This window comes from Shigella sp. SIG6, assembly GCF_053555815.1.
In genome coordinates, this window is sequence record NZ_JBQZXC010000037.1 from 1 (window position 1) to 20,598 (window position 20,598).

Below are 20,598 nucleotides of genomic sequence, written 5' to 3' on the forward strand. Positions count from 1 at the left end.
CACCGACATGGCTAAAAGAAAAGCGTGCAAAAGAAATCGCACTTGATGAAATTATCGAGTTGCTCAACAAGCACCATGGGGGCACCAGTAACGACGCCAAACGCGCAAAAGCTGATTTGCTGGAAAAAACATTCACCTCCCGCTCATGGGAAAGAATCAAAGGTATGGACTGGCCGACAATCAAAGCTGGTCGTAATGCACTATGGATTGAACTGGAAGGCGTTGAATATGCATTCCCGGATCCACAAACACAAAACGAAACGCAACAAGCAGGATACGATGAGAATATTCCGGTGTAAAACCAAGTGCATTTTGAACACGGTTTTTGAAAATATTAATGGAGGTGTTCATGTATAAAATTACAGCCACTATTGAAAAGGAAGGTGGTTCTCCTACCAGCTGGACAAGATATTCAAAATCTAAACTAACGAAATCAGAATGCGAAAAAATGCTCTCAGGGAAAAAAGAAGCAGGCGTTTCCAGAGAGCAGAAAGTAAAACTGATAAATTTTAATTGCGAGAAACTTCTGTCCTCGTGAGTTGCATTATATCAAAATTAGAACTTCATAGCTGATTATTAAAAATCAACCACACCCGCCAGTATTCTGTATATTTACTGGCGGTCATATCGTGAGAGGTATGGCAATGAATCTTGTGACACTCAAAACGTGGGGAAAACTCAGATATCCGGATAACCCACCATCAATATCAACGCTGAGACGATGGGCAAGGAATGGAAACATTTATCCTGCACCTGAACTACACGGGAGGAGTTACAGGGTGGTTCCGGAGGCTTTCTATATCAACCCAAATAAGGTTGATACCGATATAACACACCATCAGCCTAATGGGCGACAAGGGAGAGACAGTCCGTTAATGGAGAAGTTAAAACATGCAGCGGAAAAAATACGATCCCAATTTGCCTAGAAACTTAACATATCGAAGGAGAGACAAAGCATATTACTGGCGCAACCCTCTGACGAAAGAAGAATTTACACTAGGTAAAATTTCAAGAAGAGATGCAGTAGCGCAGGCAATTGAAGCAAATCATTATATATACAAAAACTACTCTCCTGCTGCCCTAATTGAAAAGCTTAAAGGGGTCGACTCATTTACTATGGCAGACTGGATTGAACGTTACAAAACGATTCTTATAAGGAGAAAAGCGTCCAGAAATACTTATAAAACTCGGGTAAATCAACTGGAGACAATAAAAGAAAAATTAGGAGGGGTTTTACTGACAGAAATAACCACTCGCCATATCGCCGAGTTTCTTGATTTGTGGATTGAAGGAGGGAAAAACACGATGGCAGGATCAATGCGTTCTGTGTTATCTGATATGTTCCGCGAAGCCATTGTTGAAGGATGTATATCTCAAAATCCAGTAACGCCAACAAGAGCACCGAAAATAGTAGTTACAAGAGAACGGCTGAAACTAAAGACATACAACTGCATCAGGGAGGCAGCAGATCAACTTCCGGCATGGTTCCCATTAGCTATGGACTTAGCCCTTGTAACAGGACAACGTCGCGAAGACATAACGAATATGCGGTTCAGTGATATTTATGATGATTGCTATCCCCCTGTCACTCAGCCTTCCTGTCGCTGGTTTACGACTTGGTGCAGTAGTTGAACAGTGCCGCATGGTAAGTAGGGGGGATTATCTAATCAGTGCCGGGATTAGAAAAAACAGCCCTGACGGCAGCATTCACCCGGACGGCCTGACAAAGAAATTTGTCGCAGCCAGAAAATTAACAGGTATCCTGTTCAGTGAAAACCCACCAACTTTTCACGAAATCAGAAGCCTGGCTGGACGATTGTACAAAGAAATATGTGGAGAAGAATTTGCTCAGCGTCTACTTGGCCACACATCGGAGAAGACAACAAAAATGTATCTTGATGAGAGAGAAAAAACGTACTTACTGCTCTGATTTTAACGTAAATGGATTGTTAAATGTATTTTGGTTGTGATATAACCAAAAAAGACCGGAATACAGAAATTCGAGTAAATTTCGGGGAGACGTTTGCAACTAATTGATTTTAAATACAATTAAAAAAAGACCGAATACGATTCCTGTATTCGGTCCAGGGAAATGGCTCTTGGGAGAGAGCCGTGCGCTAAAAGTTGGCATTAATGCAGGCTTAGTTGCCTTGCCCTTTAAGAATAGATGACGACGCCAGGTTTTCCAGTTTGCGTGCAAAATGGTCAATAAAAAGCGCGGTGGTCATCAGCTTAAATGTTAAAAACCGCCCGTTCTGGTGAAAGAACTGAGGCGGTTTTTTTATTGGAAATCAAAAGGCTATTTTAGGTAATTAACAGAGTTTTTCAGCTCGTTCTATAAACGGTGCCAGACTCATTTTTTCGCCGGGATTGTTAGGATCATCAATCTGAATCACCGAAATGGGTTGGGCATTGGTCTTCCCACTGGCAACTTCCTTTTGTGCGATATCGTTTAAAGGATACTGCACGAGGGTACTTGGGTTGATGACATACAAAGCATTACCCGGTCGGCAAGTCAGCATTACCTCTTCGCGATTAAACGCCCATTTGTCTTTACCCACTTCAAAACGACTCACGGTTATCACCTGTGGAGCCGCCAGCGCCGCTGCAGAACTGGTGAGTAACAGAAACGCCAGAATACTTTTTTTCATCATTTTCGTAATCCATCAAAAAGGTTCGAGAGTCGCAAGCAGGCTGATGATCACCAGCACTACCGCACCTATCGCCCATTCGAGTTTAGTCATCCACACAAACCAGGGTGCCGCACGATCTTCATCCTGCCTCATGCGCGGTACAAGAACATAACGATTAGCCAGCGCAATGACCACCATAATCATCACCAGGATGGCTTTGAGCAATAAGAGTTGGCCCCAGTAAGTCGTAAGCGTGGGGGGAAATCCGGTAATCAACAATGCATTAAGCACGCCGCTTGCCAGTACGCCGATCACCGCAAAATGCCCGCACCAGGAAAAACGCATCAGCGCCTGAATAGCCTGGTGTCGCCAACGGCCTTTGATGAGTTGCATACACCAGAGCACCGGCAGTAATCCCCCAAACCACGCCGCCGCACAAATCAGGTGAATCGCGTGATTAGTCTGATGGATTTTCGCTGTTACCCCTTCATTCAGCGTCGCATGCCCCACTCCCGCCAGCAGAATAAATTGCGCGGTAGTGAGCATAAACAGCAAACGTGGCATATTCCGCGGTTGCATAAGGGCGACGATCAACGTTACGAGGGCGAGAACAATTTGCCATAACCAGACGCCACCAAACTGCGTTTGCAAAACAGCCTGCCAAATGTTTGGCGAAAATACATCTGTCCATCCCGTTCCCATCAACCCGCCCTGAACGGCGAGCATTGCAGTGGCACTGATCAAACTCCAGACGGCAGCGTGCTGTTGTAAACGCAGAGAACGCTTCGTCAGCAAGCGACGAATCATTAAGGGGGCCAGCCAGGCACCATACATTGCAAAGCCAAAGACCAGCATCAACGAGGTGAAATGGATAAATCGCAGCGCGATCCAGGTAAACGCCAGCATGATTTATTTCACGCTAAAGGTGTAGTGTCCTTTCGTTTTATGCCCGTCCACCGAAACAACATGCCAGTCAACGGTGTAGGTTCCGGGTTTCAGCGAATCGGCCAGTGGAACAATCAGTTGCTTTTGGTCCTGCTCATTCCGCTTCGCTGGTAATGTTTTAATATTTTCGTTTTTTGGCCCCGTGATTTTTGCACCACTGAATCCTGTTTCAACGCCTTCCGAGAAGTTTAAAGTGATTGCCTGCGGGGCAGCTGTCACTTACGCGTTTGCCGCAGGATACTGATGCGTTAAATGCGCATGTGCCCAGACGGAAGGTGTCACCAACGAAGTGGTCAGGATTGCCAGCGCGTAGCGAAGGGAGCGTGCAGTTGAAGCCATATTATCTATTCCTTTTTGTAATAACTTTTTTACAGAGCATAACCTTGTCTAATGTCTGAGTCGAGGATCATCAATTCCGGCTTGCCATCCAGGCTCACTCTTAGTAACTTTTGCCCGCGAATGATGAGGAGATTAAGAATGCTGAAGAATCTGGCTAAACTGGATCAAACAGAAATGGATAAAGTGAATGTCGATTTGGCGGCGGCCGGGGTGGCTTTTAAAGAACGCTACAATATGCCGGTGATCGCTGAAGCGGTTGAACGTGAACAGCCAGAACATTTGCGCAGCTGGTTTCGCGAGCGGCTTATTGCCCACCGTTTGGCTTCGGTCAATCTGTCACGTTTACCTTACGAGCCCAAACTTAAATAAAACTTATACAGAGTTACACTTTCTTACATAACGCCTGCTAAATTATGAGTATTTTCTAAACCGCCCCCATAATTTGCAGTCATTTTGAAAAGGAAGTCATTATGTCGTTCTGGAAAGTTGCAGCAGCGCAATATGAGCCTCGTAAAACCTCACTCACCGAACAGGTAGCTCATCATCTGGAGTTTGTGAGGGCCGCCGCCAGGCAACAATGTCAGCTGTTAGTTTTTCCATCGCTTTCTTTACTGGGGTGTGATTATTCGCGACGTGCCCTTCCTGCCCCACCCGATCTTTCACTGTTAGACCCGCTTTGTTATGCCGCAACGACCTGGCGAATGACCATCATTGCCGGCCTTCCCGTTGAATATAACGATCGCTTTATTCGTGGAATTGCGGTGTTCGCACCGTGGCGAAAAACGCCTGGGAACTACCATCAGAGTCATGGTGCATGTCTGGGCCGTCGTTCCAGAACCATCACGGTGGTCGATGAACAACCGCAAGGTATGGATATGGACCCGACCTGTTCACTGTTTACGACAGGGTAATGTCTGGGAGAACCCGACCTGCTGGCGTCGGCCCGTCGCTTACAATTTTTTTCACATCAGTACTCGATTGCCGTGCTGATGGCAAATGCCCGTGGTAACAGTGCACTATGGGATGAATATGGTCGTCTCATCGTTCGCGCCGATCGTGGTTCATTATTGTTAGTCGCTCAGCGTTCATCACAGAGTTGGCAAGGCGATATCATTCCATTACGCTAGGCTTTTTCGGCCTGGAGCATGCCATGTTGCGCATTATCGATACAGAAACCTGCGGTTTGCAGGGAGGGATCGTTGAGATTGCCTCTGTTGATGTCATTGACGGAAAAATCGTCAACCCCATGAGCCTCCTGGTGCGCCCCGATCGTCCTATTAGTCCACAAGCGATGGCGATTCATCGCATCACCGAAGCCATGGTCGCCGATAAACCGTGGATTGAAGATGTGATCCCACACTATTACGGTAGTGAATGGTATGTCGCGCACAACGCCAGCTTTGACCGCCGCGTACTGCCTGAGATGCCCGGTGAGTGGATTTGCACTATGAAACTGGCCCGTCGTTTGTGGCCAGGGCTCAAGTACAGCAATATGGCGTTATATAAAACACGCAAGCTCAATGTACAGACACCGCCGGGCCTGCATCATCACCGCGCGTTGTATGACTGTTATATCACCGCCGCGTTGCTTATCGATATTATGAACACCTCCGGCTGGACGGCAGAACAGATGGCCGATATCACCGGACGTCCGTCGTTGATGACGACCTTCACCTTTGGCAAATACCGTGGCAAAGCGGTTTCCGACGTTGCCGAACGCGATCCGGGCTATCTGCGCTGGTTATTTAATAACCTGGACAGCATGAGCCCGGAGCTGCGTTTAACACTGAAACATTATCTGGAAAATACTTAATCCGCAGGCGTAGCGGGTAATGTTCCCTGCGCCAGCGCGACCAGAAAAGCATATTCCATCGCTACGCCTTCGTACGATTTAAAGCGGCCAGATTTACCGCCATGGCCTGAGTCCATGTCGGTACAGAGCAATAAAAGATGGTCATCGGTTTTCAGCTCGCGCAATTTAGCGACCCATTTTGCCGGTTCCCAATATTGCACCTGAGAATCGTGTAAACCGGTCGTTACCAGTAAATGCGGATAAGCCTGTGCGGTGACGTTGTCATACGGGCTGTAGCTTTTCATGTACTCGTAATATTGCGGATCCTGCGGATTCCCCCACTCTTCAAACTCACCAGTGGTAAGAGGAATTGATTCATCAAGCATCGTTGTTACAACATCAACAAACGGTACCTGGGCGATAACGCCGTGGAATAATTCCGGGCGTTGATTAATTGCAACGCCCATCAACATGCCCCCCGCACTTCCGCCCATCGCATAACAGAGCGAAGGAGAGCCATAGCCCAGTTTTAACAATGCATCGCAGGCATCAAGATAATCATTAAACGTATTTTTCTTATTCAGAAATTTACCGTCTTCGTACCATTGTTGCCCCAGCTCACCACCGCCGCGAACATGGACAATGGCGTAGACAAAGCCACGATCTAACAAACTCAAGCGGCTAAAACTGAAATCGGCATCAATACTTGCGCCGTAAGAACCATAGCCATACACCAGCAACGGGTTGTGTCCTTTGCGAAAATGTTTGCGATGATAGACCTGCGAAACCGGAACTTCGACGCCATCACGGGCGACTATCCACAGGTGTTCACTGCGGTAATTCGCCGCATCAAAACCGGGCACTTCTGTTTGTTTTAATACACGACGCTCACCGGTATCCATATCCAGTTCAAACAAAGTGTCTGGTGTGGTCATGGAAGAATAACCATAACGCAATCGCGCGGTTTCAGGTTCTGGATTGTAGGCAATCCAGGTCACATAGGCCGGATCATCAAAGGCAATGCCAATGACTTCCCGGGTCTTGCGGTTAATTTGGCGCAAACTGGTTAACCCGCGCTGACGCTCTTCAACCACCAGCCAGTCGGTAAACAGCGTAAACCCTTCCAGCATGATGTTTTCGCGTGGCGGAATTAACTCTTCCCACTGTTGCTCATCACGCATACGGGTACGGTATAAGCCAAAGTTTTTGCCGTGGCGATTGGAACGCAGATAAAAACGATGCTGGTAGTGATCAAGGCTGTATTCGTGATCTTTGCGGCGCGGCAGAAAAACAAACGGCTCGGCATCGGCCATTTCCGCGTCCAGCAGGCGAACTTCACTGGTGGTGGCGCTGGCCAGATGAATGACGACATAGTGCTTCGACGTCGTTTTATGCGGCTGACATAATTAGGTATCGTCTTTTTCTTCGTAGATCAGTGTATCTTGCGATGCTGGCGTACCGATGGCGTGACGCCAGACCTGATAAGGCAGCAGCGTCACCGGATGCTTGCGAGCATAGTAGAAAGTCCAGGAGTCATTTGCCCAGACAAAGCTGGGTTCAACGTTATCCAGCAGTTCCGGGTACCAGTTACCTGTTTCCAGATTACGAAAACGAATGCCGTACTGGCGTCGGGAAAGAAAATCTTCTGCCAGCGCCATAATGGTGTTATCGGGCGTAATCGCCATTCCACCCATCGAATAAAACTCACTATGAGCTGCGCGCTTGTTGGCATCGAGCAATGTTTCCCACTCATCCCACTCTTCGCTGAATGCCGATTGACGCTGGTAGATAGCATATTCACAGCCTGGTTCATAAATATGCCGATAGCGGTAGCCATTTTTTATGTAGGGCGCAGAAACTTCTCTTTGCGGAATGCGGTCGATGATTTCCTTTAAGATGCGATCCTGCAAGGCTTGTTGTGAGGCCATCACCCGATGACCGTAACTATTTTCTTGTTGCAGGTAGTCCAGGACTTCTGGCTGAGAACGCGTATCGTCCCGCAGCCAGTAGTAATTATCGATGCGCGTATCGCCATGAAGCGTCATGGCGTGGGGAATGCGGGCGGCTTTTGGTAGCATGTTATTGTTCTTTCTGGTTGAAACATCTTATAAGGGTGGCAAAACTCACCGGGGATGCAAGCGAAACAGGGTCGTCATTGCTTAGATGATGACAGGTAATGGCGCGGATATCGAATGTTATGCAGACAGAGAAAATCAGCCTGTTCAAATGGCTGTGCGGTTCTGGATAGCCCGAAATAGTCAACTTCAGGCTATCCAGAGAGCGGAATTATTCCGCCAAAGTGCGTTTTTGCTGTTCGAGATCGCGTTCAATGCCTTCACGAACATCTTGGGGGATTTTCAGCGCGTCACCCAGTGCATTCAGGTAACTGCGTTCCATAAAATGGTCAATATCAATAGCCGCGCAGCTCAGGAAATAGATTTCCAGCGCCTCTTCTTCATTGCGGACCCCGGTAGCCAGGCGTTGTGGATCCAGCGGTTGTTCGATTGCCTGCTCAATGAGTACACGCCCCTGCTCTTCCACGCCAGCTTCACGCAATTGCTGGTCGATTGCCGCACGTTCATTGGCATCAATATGACCATCACTTTTAGCGGCAAAGACCAGCGCAAGGATCAAACGTTCCGTACGCTCATCCAGCGGCGTACTTTGCGCGCCAAACTGCGGTTCGTCCTGATGCGCCGCGCGAATTTTATCTTTGTATTTATTCCACAGCACCGTACCCGCTACCGCTCCGCCGCCAACCAGTAACGCGTTGGTGCCATATTTCGTAAGAAGTTTACGTGCTGATTTATTTGCGACCAGCAGCCCAGCCAGTCCGCCTAATGCGCCTGGCACTAACAGTTTGCCCAATCCCTGATCCGCAGACGAGGAGGTAGAAGAACTGCTTTGCCCAAGCAGGGATTGCAGTTGATTTAACCAGTTAGCCATATTTGCTCCTCAATAACCATTTTTAGTGCCTGTAGCATAGCGGATGAGGATGTCAGAAAATGTATATCGAGACAAAAGATGCGCAAATAAGCGGGGCGGTAGGCCGTTATTCAAAGAAATTCGCGCCAGGTAAGGTATTTACTGTATATCAGGTGATAAGGGTATTTTAGGTGAAAGTAGTTTGTCGTTTTGAGTGGCATTGTTTGATGCTGATTGCCCGATGCGACGCTGTTGCGTCTTCTCAGGCCTACGATTGTGGTGCGTTCTGGGACGGACAAGGCACTCGCGCCGCATCCGCCAACGGTCAATCGAATTATCAGAAGCCATTAACGCCGCTGATATTCCGCCATTCCCGCTTTGCAGTCCACGCTGACCTGGTAATGAATATCGGCACTTTTACCACGCACGGTTAGCGGTACTGACCATTTATCATCTTTACCCTGAATGTCCTGCAAACTGACCCAGGCCACGGGATCGGCCTGACCGACAATTTTTTGATCATCTGCCCAGCGCGCCACGCGATTTTGTTGATAATCACGTTTTACGCTCGCGGCAATTCCGGCAGCATCCAGACCTTCACACTTTGGGAAAGTGACCGACTTGCTGGTTTCATTATTGGCAGCGAAAACTGATGCGCAGGCAGAAACCAACAACCGCCCTAAAAACGCCCCTCTTTTTTTCATGTTTTTCTCCATAGCACAATGATTCAGGAGAAAGCATGGTACAAATTGTCAGGAGCGCAAGTTGCTTCAGGCCGCGTGTGAGGCATCTTCCTCTTCGGATTCAGCACCGACGACCTGTGGGGACGGTAATTTGCCGGTTTTCAGAATGGTGCTCAGCACATCTTTTTGTTCTGCCAGCCATAGCGAAAGGGCTTCACGTTGCTCGTCTTCCATTTGCACTGGAGAATTTGTCAGCTAGGCGTCAAGCAGATCCGCCGTATCAAGCATTTTGTCATAAGCATCGGCTTCCTTTTTGCTGGTAAACGACATTTTCTCTTCGCCCTCACGAATGACTACGTATTTAACTTCAACCACCATTTGCAGCCTCTCATAATAACTGTGATTTTATACAGTATATTTCTTTTCGGTTGAGAAATCAACATCAGCAATAAAGACACACGCAAACGTTTTCGTTTATACTGCGCGCGGAATTAATCAGGGGATATTCGTTATGACGTTATTAGGCACTGCGCTGCGTCCGGCAGCAACTCGCGTGATGTTATTAGGCTCCGGTGAACTGGGTAAAGAAGTGGCAATCGAGTGTCAGCGTCTCGGCGTAGAGGTGATTGCCGTCGATCGCTATGCCGACGCACCAGCCATGCATGTCGCGCATCGCTCCCATGTCATTAATATGCTTGATGGTGATGCATTACGCCGTGTGGTTGAACTGGAAAAACCACATTATATCGTGCCGGAGATCGAAGCTATTGCCTCCGATATGCTGATCCAACTTGAAGAGGAAGGACTGAATGTTGTCCCCTGCGCTCGCGCAACGAAATTAACGATGAATCGCGAGGGTATCCGTCGCCTGGCGGCAGAAGAGCTGCAGCTGCCCACTTCCACTTATCGTTTTGCCGATAGCGAAAGCCTTTTCCGCGAGGCGGTTGCCGCCATTGGCTATCCCTGCATTGTAAAACCGGTGATGAGCTCTTCCGGCAAGGGGCAGACGTTTATTCGCTCTGCAGAGCAACTTGCTCAGGCATGGGAATACGCTCAGCAAGGCGGTCGCGCCGGAGCGGGCCGCGTAATTGTTGAAAGCGTCGTTAAGTTTGACTTCGAAATTACCCTGCTAACCGTCAGCGCGGTGGATGGCGTCCATTTCTGTGCACCAGTAGGTCATCGCCAGGAAGATGGCGACTACCGTGAATCCTGGCAACCACAGCAAATGAGCCCGCTTGCCCTTGAACGTGCGCAGGAGATTGCCCGTAAAGTGGTGCTGGCACTGGGCGGTTATGGTCTGTTTGGTGTCGAGCTGTTTGTCTGTGGTGATGAGGTGATTTTCAGTGAGGTCTCCCCTCGTCCACATGATACCGGGATGGTGACGTTAATTTCTCAAGATCTCTCAGAGTTTGCCCTGCATGTACGTGCCTTCCTCGGACTTCCTGTTGGCGGGATCCGTCAGTATGGTCCTGCAGCTTCTGCCGTTATTCTGCCACAACTGACCAGTCAGAATGTCACGTTTGATAATGTGCAGAATGCCGTAGGCGCAGATTTGCAGATTCGTTTATTTGGTAAGCCGGAAATTGATGGCAGCCGTCGTCTGGGGGTGGTACTGGCTACTTCAGAGAGTGTTGTTGACGCCATTGAACGCGCGAAGCACGCCGCCGGACAGGTAAAAGTACAGGGTTAAACCCGGCAAAAAAACGCTACAAAAATGCCCGATCCTAGATCGGGCATTTTGACTTTTACAGCTTAGCGCCTTCTACAGCTTCACGCGCCAGCTTAGTAATGCGGTCGTAATCGCCCGCTTCCAGCGCATCTGCCGGAACCAGCCAGGAACCACCGATGCACAGCACGCTTTTCAGTGCCAGGTAGTCACGGTAGTTAGCCGGAGAAATACCACCCGTCGGGCAGAAACGGACCTGGGAGAACGGACCCGCGATCGCCTGCAGGGCTTTCACGCCGCCGTTAGCTTCAGCCGGGAAGAATTTGAACTCTTTCAAACCGTAGTCCATACCCAGCATCAGTTCGGAAACAGTGCTGATCCCCGGAATCAGAGGAATAGTCCCTTCGGTAGCAGCTTTCAGCAGCGGCTCGGTCAGACCCGGGCTAATTGCGAACTGTGCACCCGCTTCAGTGACTTCTGCCAGCTGCTGTGGATTCAGCACCGTACCGGCACCCACAATCGCTTCAGGCACTTCTTTGGCGATAGCACGGATAGCGTCAACTGCACACTCGGTACGCAGAGTCACTTCCAGAACGCGCACCCCACCAGCAACCAACGCTTTTGCCATCGGCACCGCGTGTTCCAGTTTTTTTACCACGATAACCGGTACAACCGGGCCGGTGGTCAGGATTGATTCTGCACTTGTTTTCCAGTTTTTCATCAGAGTTTTCTCTCGCCTGATTACAAATTTGTCGTCTTAAAAAGTGATACAGGTTGCGCCCTGTTCGGCACCGGACAGTTTTTCACGCAAGGCGCTGAATAATTCACGTCCTGTTCCCACACGTGACGCGCTCAGGTCAGGAATGTGCGGTTCGCGAGCAGCCAGTTCCGCTTCGTCTACCAGCAGCGTCAGTTCGCCTGTCTGTCCATTCACACGAATGATGTCCCCGTCGCGCACTTTTGCCAGCAGCCCGCCATCGTAGGCTTCTGGTGTTACGTGGATAGCTGACGACACTTTACCTGAAGCGCCGGAGAGTCGTCCATCGGTAACTAACGCAATTTTGAAACACCGGTCCAATAATACACCAAGTGGCGGCATGAGTTTATGTAATTCTGGCATTCCGTTCGCTTTTGGCCCCTGATGACGGACAACAACGACACAATCGCGGTCCAGCAAACCCGCTTCAAAGGCCGGCATAACGTCATGCTGGCTTTCAAAAACAACCGCTGGCGCTTCAATCACCTGGTTCTCAACCGGCACGGCAGAGGTTTTCATAACCGCACGGCCCAGGTTACCGCTTAACACTTTTGTCCCACCATGATGAGAGAAAGGTTGTTCGAAGGAAGCGATCACATTGCTGTCGAGTGATTTTTCCGCCCCTTCCCGCCAGTCCAGTTCACCATTATTCAGCCATGGTTCAAGGGTATAACGAGACAGACCAAAGCCTGCCACCGTATTGACATCTTCATGCAGCAGGCCTGCTTTGAGCAGTTCACGCACCAGAACCGGTACGCCACCTGCCGCCTGGAAGCGGTTAATATCGGCCGGACCGTTCGGGTAGAGACGTGCCATCAGCGGTACAACATCAGAAAGGTCAGAGAAGTCATCCCAGTTAATCTGAATACCGGCCGCGCGCGCCATCGCCACCAGGTGCATGGTGTGGTTAGTGGAACCACCGGTCGCCAGCAGTGCAACGATACCGTTCACCACCACTTTCTCATCGATCATCTTACCGATCGGCATCCATTCATTACCATTACCGGTCATGCGTGTAACCTGACGCGCAGCGGCAGCGGTCAAAGCATCGCGCAGCGGAGAATCCGGATGAACAAAAGAAGAGCCTGGCAACTGCATCCCCATAAATTCCACCACCATCTGGTTGGTGTTGGCAGTACCGTAGAAAGTACATGTTCCCGGCGCATGGTAAGACGCGGCTTCTGACTCCAGTAAGGCCATGCGGTCCACTTTACCTTCGGCATAAAGCTGGCGAATACGCACTTTTTCTTTATTTGGCAAACCGCTTGCCATCGGTCCAGACGGCACAAACACCGCAGGCAAATGACCAAACGACAGGGCTGCCATCGTCAGACCCGGGACAATCTTGTCGCACACACCGAGGAACAGAGCACCATCAAACATGTTATGGGACAGCCCCACCGCCGCAGACATCGCTATCACTTCGCGGCTTAGCAGCGACAATTCCATTCCATCCTGCCCCTGGGTGACACCATCACACATCGCCGGAACACCGCCCGCAACCTGACCAACCGCATTCGCTTCATGCAGGGCTTTACGAATGATTTCTGGATAGTGTTCATAAGGCTGGTGCGCGGAGAGCATGTCGTTATAGGAGGTGATGATGGCGATATTGTTACGCAACATGCTTTTCAAAGAGGCTTTGTCTTCTGGCTGGCAGGCAGCGAAACCGTGTGCCAGGTTACCGCATGCCAACTGCGAACGATGAACGGTCGACGTTTTCGCTTGTTCTATCCGGGCGAGATAAGCAGAGCGAGTCTCGCGCGAACGTTCAATGATTCGATTTGTTACGCGTAACAATTGTGGATTCATAAAGGCTCCTGAAATTGAGTTGTCAGAGCAGGATGATTCACAACGCGTTTCATTCAGAGGATTTATGAGTGAAACGCCTGTAACCGGAGCTCATAGGGCAAAAACGTTTCAGTCAGTGTAATAAAAAAAGCCTCGTGGGTGAATCCGCACGAGGCCTGAAAGTGTAAAAATTGTTCTACAATCTGTGCAAGATCATGTTACCGGTAAAATACCCATAAAGGATAAGCGCTGATATTACTCAAACTCATTCCAGGAACGACCATCACGGGTAATCATCGCCACCGAGGCAACGGGTCCCCAGGTTCCGGCCTGATACGGTTTCGGCGCATCATTGTCCATCGCCCACGCCTCAGTAATGGAGTCTACCCATTTCCAGGCTTCTTCCACTTCGTCGCGACGTACAAACAGTGCCTGAATACCACGCATGGTTTCCAGCAGCAAACGCTCATAGGCATCCGCCAGATGCGTCTGATTAAAGGTTTCTGAATAGCTCAGATCCAGCTTGGTGATTTGCAGGTTATGTTTGTGGTCAAGGCCAGGAACTTTATTCAGTACCTGGATATCCACGCCTTCATCAGGTTGCAGACGGATAGTCAGTTTATTCTGCGGCAGATCCTGCCACGACTCTTTAAACAGATTCAGTTCAGGTGTTTTGAAATAGACCACGACTTCAGAACATTTGGTCGGCAGACGTTTACCAGTACGCAGGTAGAATGGCACACCGGCCCAGCGCCAGTTATCAATGTCGACGCGGATCGCCACGAAGGTTTCTGTATTGCTGCTTTTGTTCGCGCCCTCTTCTTCCAGATATCCCGGCACTTTTTTGCCCTGGGCGAAGCCCGCAGTATATTGCCCGCGTACGGTTTTTTCGCGTACGTTGGAGCGGTCGATGCGGCGCAGGGACTTCAGTACTTTCACTTTTTCATCGCGGATGCTGTCTGCGCTCAGGTCAGATGGCGGAGACATCGCAATCATGCAGAGAATTTGTAGCAGGTGGTTCTGAATCATGTCACGCATCTGACCGGCTTTATCAAAATAGCCCCAGCGCCCTTCGATCCCCACTTCTTCTGCCACGGTAATCTCAACATGATCAATGGTGCGATTGTCCCAGTTATTCACAAACAGGGAGTTAGCAAAACGCAGCGCCAACAGGTTCAGCACCGTTTCTTTACCAAGATAGTGGTCGATACGGTAAACCTGGCACTCCTCGAAGTATTCGCCAACCTGATCATTGATTTCCTGCGAGGTCGCCAGCGACGTCCCCAGCGGTTTCTCCATGACTACGCGTGCCGGTTTAGCATTCAGTTTTGCCTCGCCAAGCCCTTTGCAAATTGCGCCAAAAGTGCTGGGCGGCATGGCAAAGTAGTTAATGGTGATACGATTTTTTTGATCCAGCATCGCGCCGAGACGGTTGAATGCAGCAGTGTCATTGACATCGAGATTACAAAAATCCAGACGTGCACTCAGGGTGTCCCATAAACCTTCATCAATGGTTTCTTTCATGAAAGTTTCGAGCGCCTCGCGGACAACTTTGGTATATGCCGCTTTATCCCAGTCAGCACGCCCTACGCCGATAATCCGGGTGTCCGGGTTGAGCTGACCGGCTTTTTCCAGTTGATACAGGGAAGGCAGCAATTTACGACGCGCAAGGTCGCCTTTCGCGCCGAAAATGACCAGGTCACAGGCCTGGGCTGTTTGCGTTACCGCCATGTCATTCTCCTTAAGTTAACTAACCCGGTACTTAAGCCAGGGTATACTTGTAATTTTCTTACGGTGCACTGTACTGCTTTTACGAGCTTGCGAAAACTGTAAACGCTTATCCACCCGTGCGATTACGGGAAAAGCGCGCAAAGTGCGGCAAAACTGATAAAAAAATCATCGTTTTCCATTCGGTAAAAATCTGACACTGATCATGTTATGAAAAAAAATAACAACTTTTTTATCTGCTTTTGTTATTAACACGGCACACAGGCGTAATATCTGACAAAACTGCATTTCGATTTCTTTCAGTGCGGAAATCGTCATTACCCGTGAGTCTCTTTACATCATGAATATGCTGGAAAAAATCCAGTCTCAGCTGGAACATTTGAGCAAATCAGAGCGCAAAGTTGCCGAGGTCATTCTGGCTTCGCCCGATAACGCGATCCATTCGAGTATTGCTGCTCTGGCGCTGGAAGCCAATGTTAGCGAACCGACGGTGAATCGTTTCTGTCGCAGCATGGACACGCGCGGTTTTCCTGATTTTAAACTTCATCTGGCACAAAGTCTGGCGAATGGCACTCCCTATGTTAATCGCAACGTCAATGAAGATGACAGCGTTGAATCATACACGGGGAAAATATTTGAGTCCGCAATGGCAACGCTCGATCATGTCCGTCATTCACTGGATAAATCTGCCATCAACCGCGCCGTCGACTTGCTCACTCAGGCAAAAAAAATCGCCTTTTTCGGATTAGGCTCTTCTGCCGCCGTTGCCCACGATGCGATGAATAAGTTCTTTCGTTTTAATGTTCCGGTGGTGTACTCCGATGATATCGTGCTGCAACGCATGAGTTGTATGAATTGTTGCGACGGAGACGTGGTGGTGCTGATTTCTCACACAGGAAGAACAAAAAATCTGGTCGAGCTGGCGCAGCTGGCACGCGAAAACGACGCCATGGTGATTGCCCTCACCTCTGCGGGTACCCCGCTCGCCCGGGAAGCAACGCTGGCAATTACCCTCGACGTACCGGAAGATACTGACATTTATATGCCCATGGTTTCTCGACTTGCACAGCTGACCGTGATAGATGTGCTGGCGACAGGATTTACTTTGCGACGCGGTGCAAAATTCAGAGATAACTTGAAGCGGGTCAAGGAAGCGCTGAAGGAATCGCGTTTTGATAAGCAGTTACTTAATTTAAGTGACGATCGCTAAAAGCGACTGTCACTGCCCTAATCTTATACGACATCCGAATGAGATTAATTTATCGCCATCGCGGCGTTATTTCATTCGGATTTCATGTTCAAGCAACACCTGGTTGTTTCAGTCAACGGAGTATTACATGTCCAAAAGGCTTCGCAGAACAAAAATCGTTACCACGTTAGGCCCAGCAACAGATCGCGATAATAATCTTGAAAAAGTTATCGCGGCGGGTGCCAACGTTGTACGTATGAACTTTTCTCACGGCTCGCCTGCAGATCACAAAATGCGCGCGGATAAAGTTCGTGAGATTGCCGCAAAACTGGGGCGTCATGTGGCTATTCTGGGTGACCTCCAGGGGCCCAAAATCCGTGTATCCACCTTTAAAGAAGGCAAAGTTTTCCTCAATATTGGGGATAAATTCCTGCTCGACGCCAACCTGGGTAAAGGTGAAGGCGACAAAGAAAAAGTCGGTATCGACTACAAAGGCCTGCCTGCTGACGTCGTGCCTGGTGACATCCTGCTGCTGGACGATGGTCGCGTCCAGTTAAAAGTACTGGAAGTTCAGGGCATGAAAGTGTTCACCGAAGTCACCGTCGGTGGTCCCCTCTCCAACAATAAAGGTATCAACAAACTTGGCGGCGGTTTGTCGGCTGAAGCGCTGACCGAAAAAGACAAAGCAGACATTAAGACTGCGGCGTTGATTGGCGTAGATTACCTGGCTGTCTCCTTCCCACGCTGTGGCGAAGATCTGAACTATGCCCGTCGCCTGGCACGCGATGCAGGATGTGATGCGAAAATTGTTGCCAAGGTTGAACGTGCGGAAGCCGTTTGCAGCCAGGATGCAATGGATGACATCATCCTCGCCTCTGACGTGGTAATGGTTGCACGTGGCGACCTCGGTGTGGAAATTGGCGACCCGGAACTGGTCGGCATTCAGAAAGCGTTGATCCGTCGTGCGCGTCAGCTAAACCGAGCGGTAATCACGGCGACCCAGATGATGGAGTCAATGATTACTAACCCGATGCCGACGCGTGCAGAAGTCATGGACGTAGCAAACGCCGTTCTGGATGGTACTGACGCTGTGATGCTGTCTGCAGAAACTGCCGCTGGGCAGTATCCGTCAGAAACTGTTGCAGCCATGGCGCGCGTTTGCCTGGGTGCGGAAAAAATCCCGAGCATCAACGTTTCTAAACACCGTCTGGACGTTCAGTTCGACAATGTGGAAGAAGCTATTGCCATGTCGGCAATGTACGCAGCTAACCACCTGAAGGGCGTTACGGCGATCATTACCATGACCGAATCGGGTCGTACCGCGCTGATGACCTCCCGTATCAGCTCTGGTCTACCAATTTTCGCCATGTCGCGCCATGAACGTACGCTGAACCTGACTGCTCTCTATCGTGGCGTTACGCCGGTGCACTTTGATAGCGCTAATGACGGCGTAACAGCTGCCAGCGAAGCGGTTAATCTGCTGCGCGATAAAGGTTACTTGATGTCTGGTGACCTGGTGATTGTCACCCAGGGCGACGTGATGAGTACCGTGGGTTCTACTAATACCACGCGTATTTTAACGGTAGAGTAAGTACGTTGCCGGATGCGGCGAAAACGCCACATCCGGCCTATAGTTCAATGATAGTTCAACAGATTTCGAATATTCTGAAGCAAACTTGAACTTATCATCAGGCGAAGGCCTCTCCTCGCGAGAGGCTTTTTTATTTGATGGGATAAAGATCTTTGCGCTTATACGGCTGGATTTCGCCCGGTTTGCGAGTTTTCAGCAATTTTAGTATCCAGGTGTATTGTTCTGGTCGCGGACCAACAAAAATCTCGACTTCTTCATTCATCCGCCGCTCAATCGTATGATCATCCGCCTCTAACAGATCATCCATCGGTGGGCGCACCTGAATCGTCAGACGATGCGTCTTGCCATCATAAATCGGAAACAGCGGTACAACGCGCGCACGGCATACTTTCATCAAACGACCAATCGCGGGCAACGTCGCTTTATAGGTGGCAAAGAAATCCACAAATTCGCTGTGCTCTGGGCCATGATCCTGATCGGGTAAATAATATCCCCAGTACCCCTGACGTACCGACTGGATGAATGGTTTAATACCGTCATTTCTCGCATGCAGACGACCGCCAAAGCGACGACGCACCGTGTTCCAGACATAATCAAAAACCGGGTTGCCCTGATTATGGAACATCGCTGCCATTTTCTGCCCTTGCGAGGCCATCAGCATGGCAGGAATATCGACGGCCCAACCGTGCGGCACCAGAAAGATAACTTTCTCGTTATTACGCCGCATCTCTTCGATGATCTCCAGCCCTTGCCAGCCAACGCGCGGCTGAATTTTCTCCGGCCCGCGTATTGCCAACTCAGCCATCATTGCCATCGCTTGCGGCGCGGTGGCAAACATCTCATCAACAATCGCTTCGCGTTCAGCTTCACTACGTTCTGGAAAGCAGAGCGACAGATTGATTAACGCACGACGGCGTGAGCTTTTTCCCAGTCGTCCGGCAAAACGTCCCAGCCGTGCCAGAATGGGATCACGGAACTTTGGCGGCGTTAAAGCGATACCCGCCATCGCTGCTACACCCAGCCATGCTCCCCAGTAGCGCGGGTGGCGAAAGGATTTATCAAACTCAGGAATGTATTCGCTATTATTTTTTTTCGTTTCCATGCTTTTCCAGTTTCGGATAAGGCAAAAATCAATCTGGTGATAGTGTAGCGGCGCAACTTGCCCCGCACCAAATAAAAAAAGCCGGTACTGACTGCGTACCGGCTGCGAATGGATGTTAATTAATCAAACCGTAGCTGCGGCACAATCTCTTTGGCCTGCGCCAGGAATTCGCGACGATCGGAGCCGGTCAGCCCTTCGGTACGCGGCAGTTTTGCCGTCAGCGGGTTTACGGCCTGCTGGTTTATCCATACTTCATAGTGCAGATGCGGCCCAGTTGAACGTCCGGTATTACCGGAAAGCGCGATACGGTCGCCACGTTTCACCTTCTGTCCCGGTTTCACCAGAATCTTGCGCAAGTGCATATAACGCGTGGTGTAGCTGCGACCATGACGAATAGCCACATAATAACCTGCTGCGCCACTGCGTTTGGCAACCACCACTTCACCGTCACCCACTGAAAGCACTGGCGTACCTTGTGGCATGGCGAAATCAACACCTCTGTGTGGTGCAACGCGACCTGTCACCGGATTAGTTCGACGCGGGTTAAAGTTAGACGAGATACGGAACTGTTTCGCCGTCGGGAATCGCAAGAATCCTTTCGCCAGACCAGTACCGTTACGATCGTAGAATTTGCCATCCTCAGCGCGGATTGCGTAATAATCTTTACCTTCTGAACGCAAACGTACGCCCAGCAGCTGGCTTTGCTCACGTTTACCATCAAGCATTTCTCGAGACATTAATACCGCAAATTCATCGCCTTTTTTCAGTTTGCGGAAATCCATTTGCCACTGCATGGCTTTAATCACTGCGCTCACTTCGGCGCTGGTTAAACCGGCGTTTCTGGCGCTGGCAACAAAGCTCCCTCCGACGGTACCTTTCAGCAGATTGTTAACCCACTCTCCTTGCTGCATTTCGCTGGTCATTTTAAAACCGTTAGCGGCAGTACGGTCATAGGTTCGGGTTTCACGACGAGACACTTCCCAGGTGAGGCGCTGCAGTTCGCCGTCCGCGGTTAATGTCCAGGAGAGTTGTTGACCGATTTTCAGGTTACGCAATTCTTTGTCGGCAGCAGCCAGTTGGGTGATATCACCCATATCAATACCATACTGATTGAGAATGCTGCTTAGCGTATCGCCAGTGGAAACAACATATTCATGCACGCCCGCTTCACCGGCGATTTTGTCATCCAGTTCGTCCTGGGGAATGGCTTCATCTTCTTGTGCAGCTTGATCAATCGGCTCACTGGCTTCAGGTAAGAGCGAACGAATTTCGTTCTGTTCCAGCTCAATGGTTTTGACAATTGGCGTGGCATCACGGTGATAAACATAGGGCCGCCAGACAGCGACGGCCAGAGTAAGAACGGTGAGCGACCCCAACATAACGCGGTGTGGTCGCGGTAAATTATTAAACGCCAGGGCGACAGAGCGGGCTATCTGTTGCACGTAATCACTTCCTCA

16 protein-coding genes and 6 pseudogenes are annotated in these 20,598 nt (G+C 49.8%); 10 read left to right on the forward strand and 12 right to left on the reverse strand.

What is annotated here, in order from left to right:
- The 4 genes and pseudogenes from ACUU1M_RS08660 to ACUU1M_RS08675 all read left to right on the forward strand — a co-directional run.
- A pseudogene (locus ACUU1M_RS08660) lies at positions 1–299 on the forward strand (AAA family ATPase); the annotation flags it as partial.
- A 50-nt stretch (positions 300–349) separates the two neighbouring features.
- Positions 350–538, forward strand: coding sequence for a DUF1187 family protein (locus ACUU1M_RS08665; RefSeq protein ID WP_000276807.1), 189 nt, complete (start codon positions 350–352; stop codon positions 536–538).
- A gap of 106 nt (positions 539–644) precedes the next feature.
- Entirely contained in the window at positions 645–926 is a 282-nt protein-coding gene (locus tag ACUU1M_RS08670; RefSeq protein WP_005127484.1) for an excisionase, read from the forward strand.
- A pseudogene (locus ACUU1M_RS08675) lies at positions 892–1,930 on the forward strand (tyrosine-type recombinase/integrase). The gene ACUU1M_RS08670 and the pseudogene ACUU1M_RS08675 overlap by 35 nt, the downstream one beginning before the upstream one ends.
- 382 nt (positions 1,931–2,312) lie before the next feature.
- Here ACUU1M_RS08675 and ACUU1M_RS08680 read toward each other — a convergent pair.
- The 3 genes and pseudogenes from ACUU1M_RS08680 to yobA all read right to left on the reverse strand — a co-directional run bounded on the left by ACUU1M_RS08680 (position 2,313) and on the right by yobA (position 3,917).
- On the reverse strand, positions 2,313–2,654 hold the full coding sequence (locus tag ACUU1M_RS08680) for a YebY family protein (protein ID WP_000976476.1): 342 nt from the start codon (positions 2,652–2,654) through the stop codon (positions 2,313–2,315).
- Positions 2,655–2,666: 12 nt separating this feature from the next.
- Positions 2,667–3,539, reverse strand: a complete 873-nt coding sequence (copD, locus tag ACUU1M_RS08685; RefSeq protein ID WP_000879271.1) for a copper homeostasis membrane protein CopD — start codon at positions 3,537–3,539, stop codon at positions 2,667–2,669.
- Positions 3,540–3,542: 3 nt separating this feature from the next.
- A pseudogene (gene yobA, locus ACUU1M_RS08690) lies at positions 3,543–3,917 on the reverse strand (CopC domain-containing protein YobA).
- A 138-nt stretch (positions 3,918–4,055) separates the two neighbouring features.
- Here yobA and holE point away from each other — a divergent pair.
- The 3 genes and pseudogenes from holE to exoX all read left to right on the forward strand — a co-directional run bounded on the left by holE (position 4,056) and on the right by exoX (position 5,730).
- Complete coding sequence (gene holE, locus ACUU1M_RS08695) at positions 4,056–4,286, forward strand: DNA polymerase III subunit theta (protein ID WP_000916763.1); 231 nt, start codon at positions 4,056–4,058, stop codon at positions 4,284–4,286.
- A 101-nt stretch (positions 4,287–4,387) separates the two neighbouring features.
- Positions 4,388–5,044 (forward strand): annotated as a pseudogene (gene yobB / locus ACUU1M_RS08700) (carbon-nitrogen hydrolase family protein YobB).
- Between the two features lie 23 nt (positions 5,045–5,067).
- Entirely contained in the window at positions 5,068–5,730 is a 663-nt protein-coding gene (gene exoX, locus ACUU1M_RS08705; RefSeq protein WP_000944269.1) for an exodeoxyribonuclease X, read from the forward strand.
- Here exoX and ptrB read toward each other — a convergent pair.
- The 4 genes and pseudogenes from ptrB to yebG form a co-directional block, all read right to left on the reverse strand.
- A pseudogene (gene ptrB, locus ACUU1M_RS08710) lies at positions 5,727–7,787 on the reverse strand (oligopeptidase B). The gene exoX and the pseudogene ptrB overlap by 4 nt on opposite strands.
- A gap of 208 nt (positions 7,788–7,995) precedes the next feature.
- Positions 7,996–8,655 carry a tellurite resistance TerB family protein gene (locus ACUU1M_RS08715; protein WP_000024749.1) on the reverse strand — a complete coding sequence of 220 codons (660 nt, stop codon included), beginning with the start codon at positions 8,653–8,655 and terminating at the stop codon, positions 7,996–7,998.
- 326 nt (positions 8,656–8,981) lie between these two features.
- A complete protein-coding gene (yebF, locus tag ACUU1M_RS08720) occupies positions 8,982–9,338 on the reverse strand; it encodes a protein YebF (RefSeq protein ID WP_005062375.1) in 357 nt (118 codons plus the stop codon).
- Positions 9,339–9,404: 66 nt separating this feature from the next.
- Positions 9,405–9,695: pseudogene (gene yebG, locus ACUU1M_RS08725) on the reverse strand (DNA damage-inducible protein YebG).
- Positions 9,696–9,828: 133 nt separating this feature from the next.
- On the opposite strand from yebG, the gene purT reads away from it, so the two are divergent.
- A complete protein-coding gene (purT, locus tag ACUU1M_RS08730; protein ID WP_000173451.1) occupies positions 9,829–11,007 on the forward strand; it encodes a formate-dependent phosphoribosylglycinamide formyltransferase in 1,179 nt (392 codons plus the stop codon).
- A gap of 55 nt (positions 11,008–11,062) precedes the next feature.
- On the opposite strand, the gene kdgA is transcribed toward purT, so the two are convergent.
- The 3 genes from kdgA to zwf all read right to left on the reverse strand — a co-directional run bounded on the left by kdgA (position 11,063) and on the right by zwf (position 15,262).
- Positions 11,063–11,704: a bifunctional 4-hydroxy-2-oxoglutarate aldolase/2-dehydro-3-deoxy-phosphogluconate aldolase gene (kdgA, locus tag ACUU1M_RS08735; protein WP_000800512.1), complete on the reverse strand. Its 642-nt coding sequence runs from the start codon at positions 11,702–11,704 to the stop codon at positions 11,063–11,065.
- Positions 11,705–11,740: 36 nt separating this feature from the next.
- Positions 11,741–13,552 carry a phosphogluconate dehydratase gene (edd, locus tag ACUU1M_RS08740; protein ID WP_001069474.1) on the reverse strand — a complete coding sequence of 604 codons (1,812 nt, stop codon included), beginning with the start codon at positions 13,550–13,552 and terminating at the stop codon, positions 11,741–11,743.
- Between the two features lie 234 nt (positions 13,553–13,786).
- On the reverse strand, positions 13,787–15,262 hold the full coding sequence (gene zwf / locus ACUU1M_RS08745) for a glucose-6-phosphate dehydrogenase (protein WP_000301720.1): 1,476 nt from the start codon (positions 15,260–15,262) through the stop codon (positions 13,787–13,789).
- Between the two features lie 337 nt (positions 15,263–15,599).
- Here zwf and hexR point away from each other — a divergent pair, with 337 nt between their 5' ends.
- Both hexR and pyk read left to right on the forward strand, forming a co-directional pair.
- Positions 15,600–16,469 carry a DNA-binding transcriptional regulator HexR gene (hexR, locus tag ACUU1M_RS08750; RefSeq protein ID WP_001056690.1) on the forward strand — a complete coding sequence of 290 codons (870 nt, stop codon included), beginning with the start codon at positions 15,600–15,602 and terminating at the stop codon, positions 16,467–16,469.
- 127 nt (positions 16,470–16,596) lie between these two features.
- Positions 16,597–18,039, forward strand: coding sequence for a pyruvate kinase (gene pyk / locus ACUU1M_RS08755; RefSeq protein ID WP_152028923.1), 1,443 nt, complete (start codon positions 16,597–16,599; stop codon positions 18,037–18,039).
- A gap of 130 nt (positions 18,040–18,169) precedes the next feature.
- Here the strand turns inward: pyk and lpxM are convergent, their stop codons facing one another.
- The gene (lpxM, locus tag ACUU1M_RS08760) at positions 18,170–19,141 is read right to left on the reverse strand and encodes a lauroyl-Kdo(2)-lipid IV(A) myristoyltransferase (RefSeq protein ID WP_000448385.1); all 972 of its coding nucleotides are present in this window, start codon (positions 19,139–19,141) and stop codon (positions 18,170–18,172) included.
- A 119-nt stretch (positions 19,142–19,260) separates the two neighbouring features.
- Positions 19,261–20,583: a murein DD-endopeptidase MepM gene (gene mepM / locus ACUU1M_RS08765; protein ID WP_001184045.1), complete on the reverse strand. Its 1,323-nt coding sequence runs from the start codon at positions 20,581–20,583 to the stop codon at positions 19,261–19,263.
- Positions 20,584–20,598: the final 15 nt, after the last annotated feature.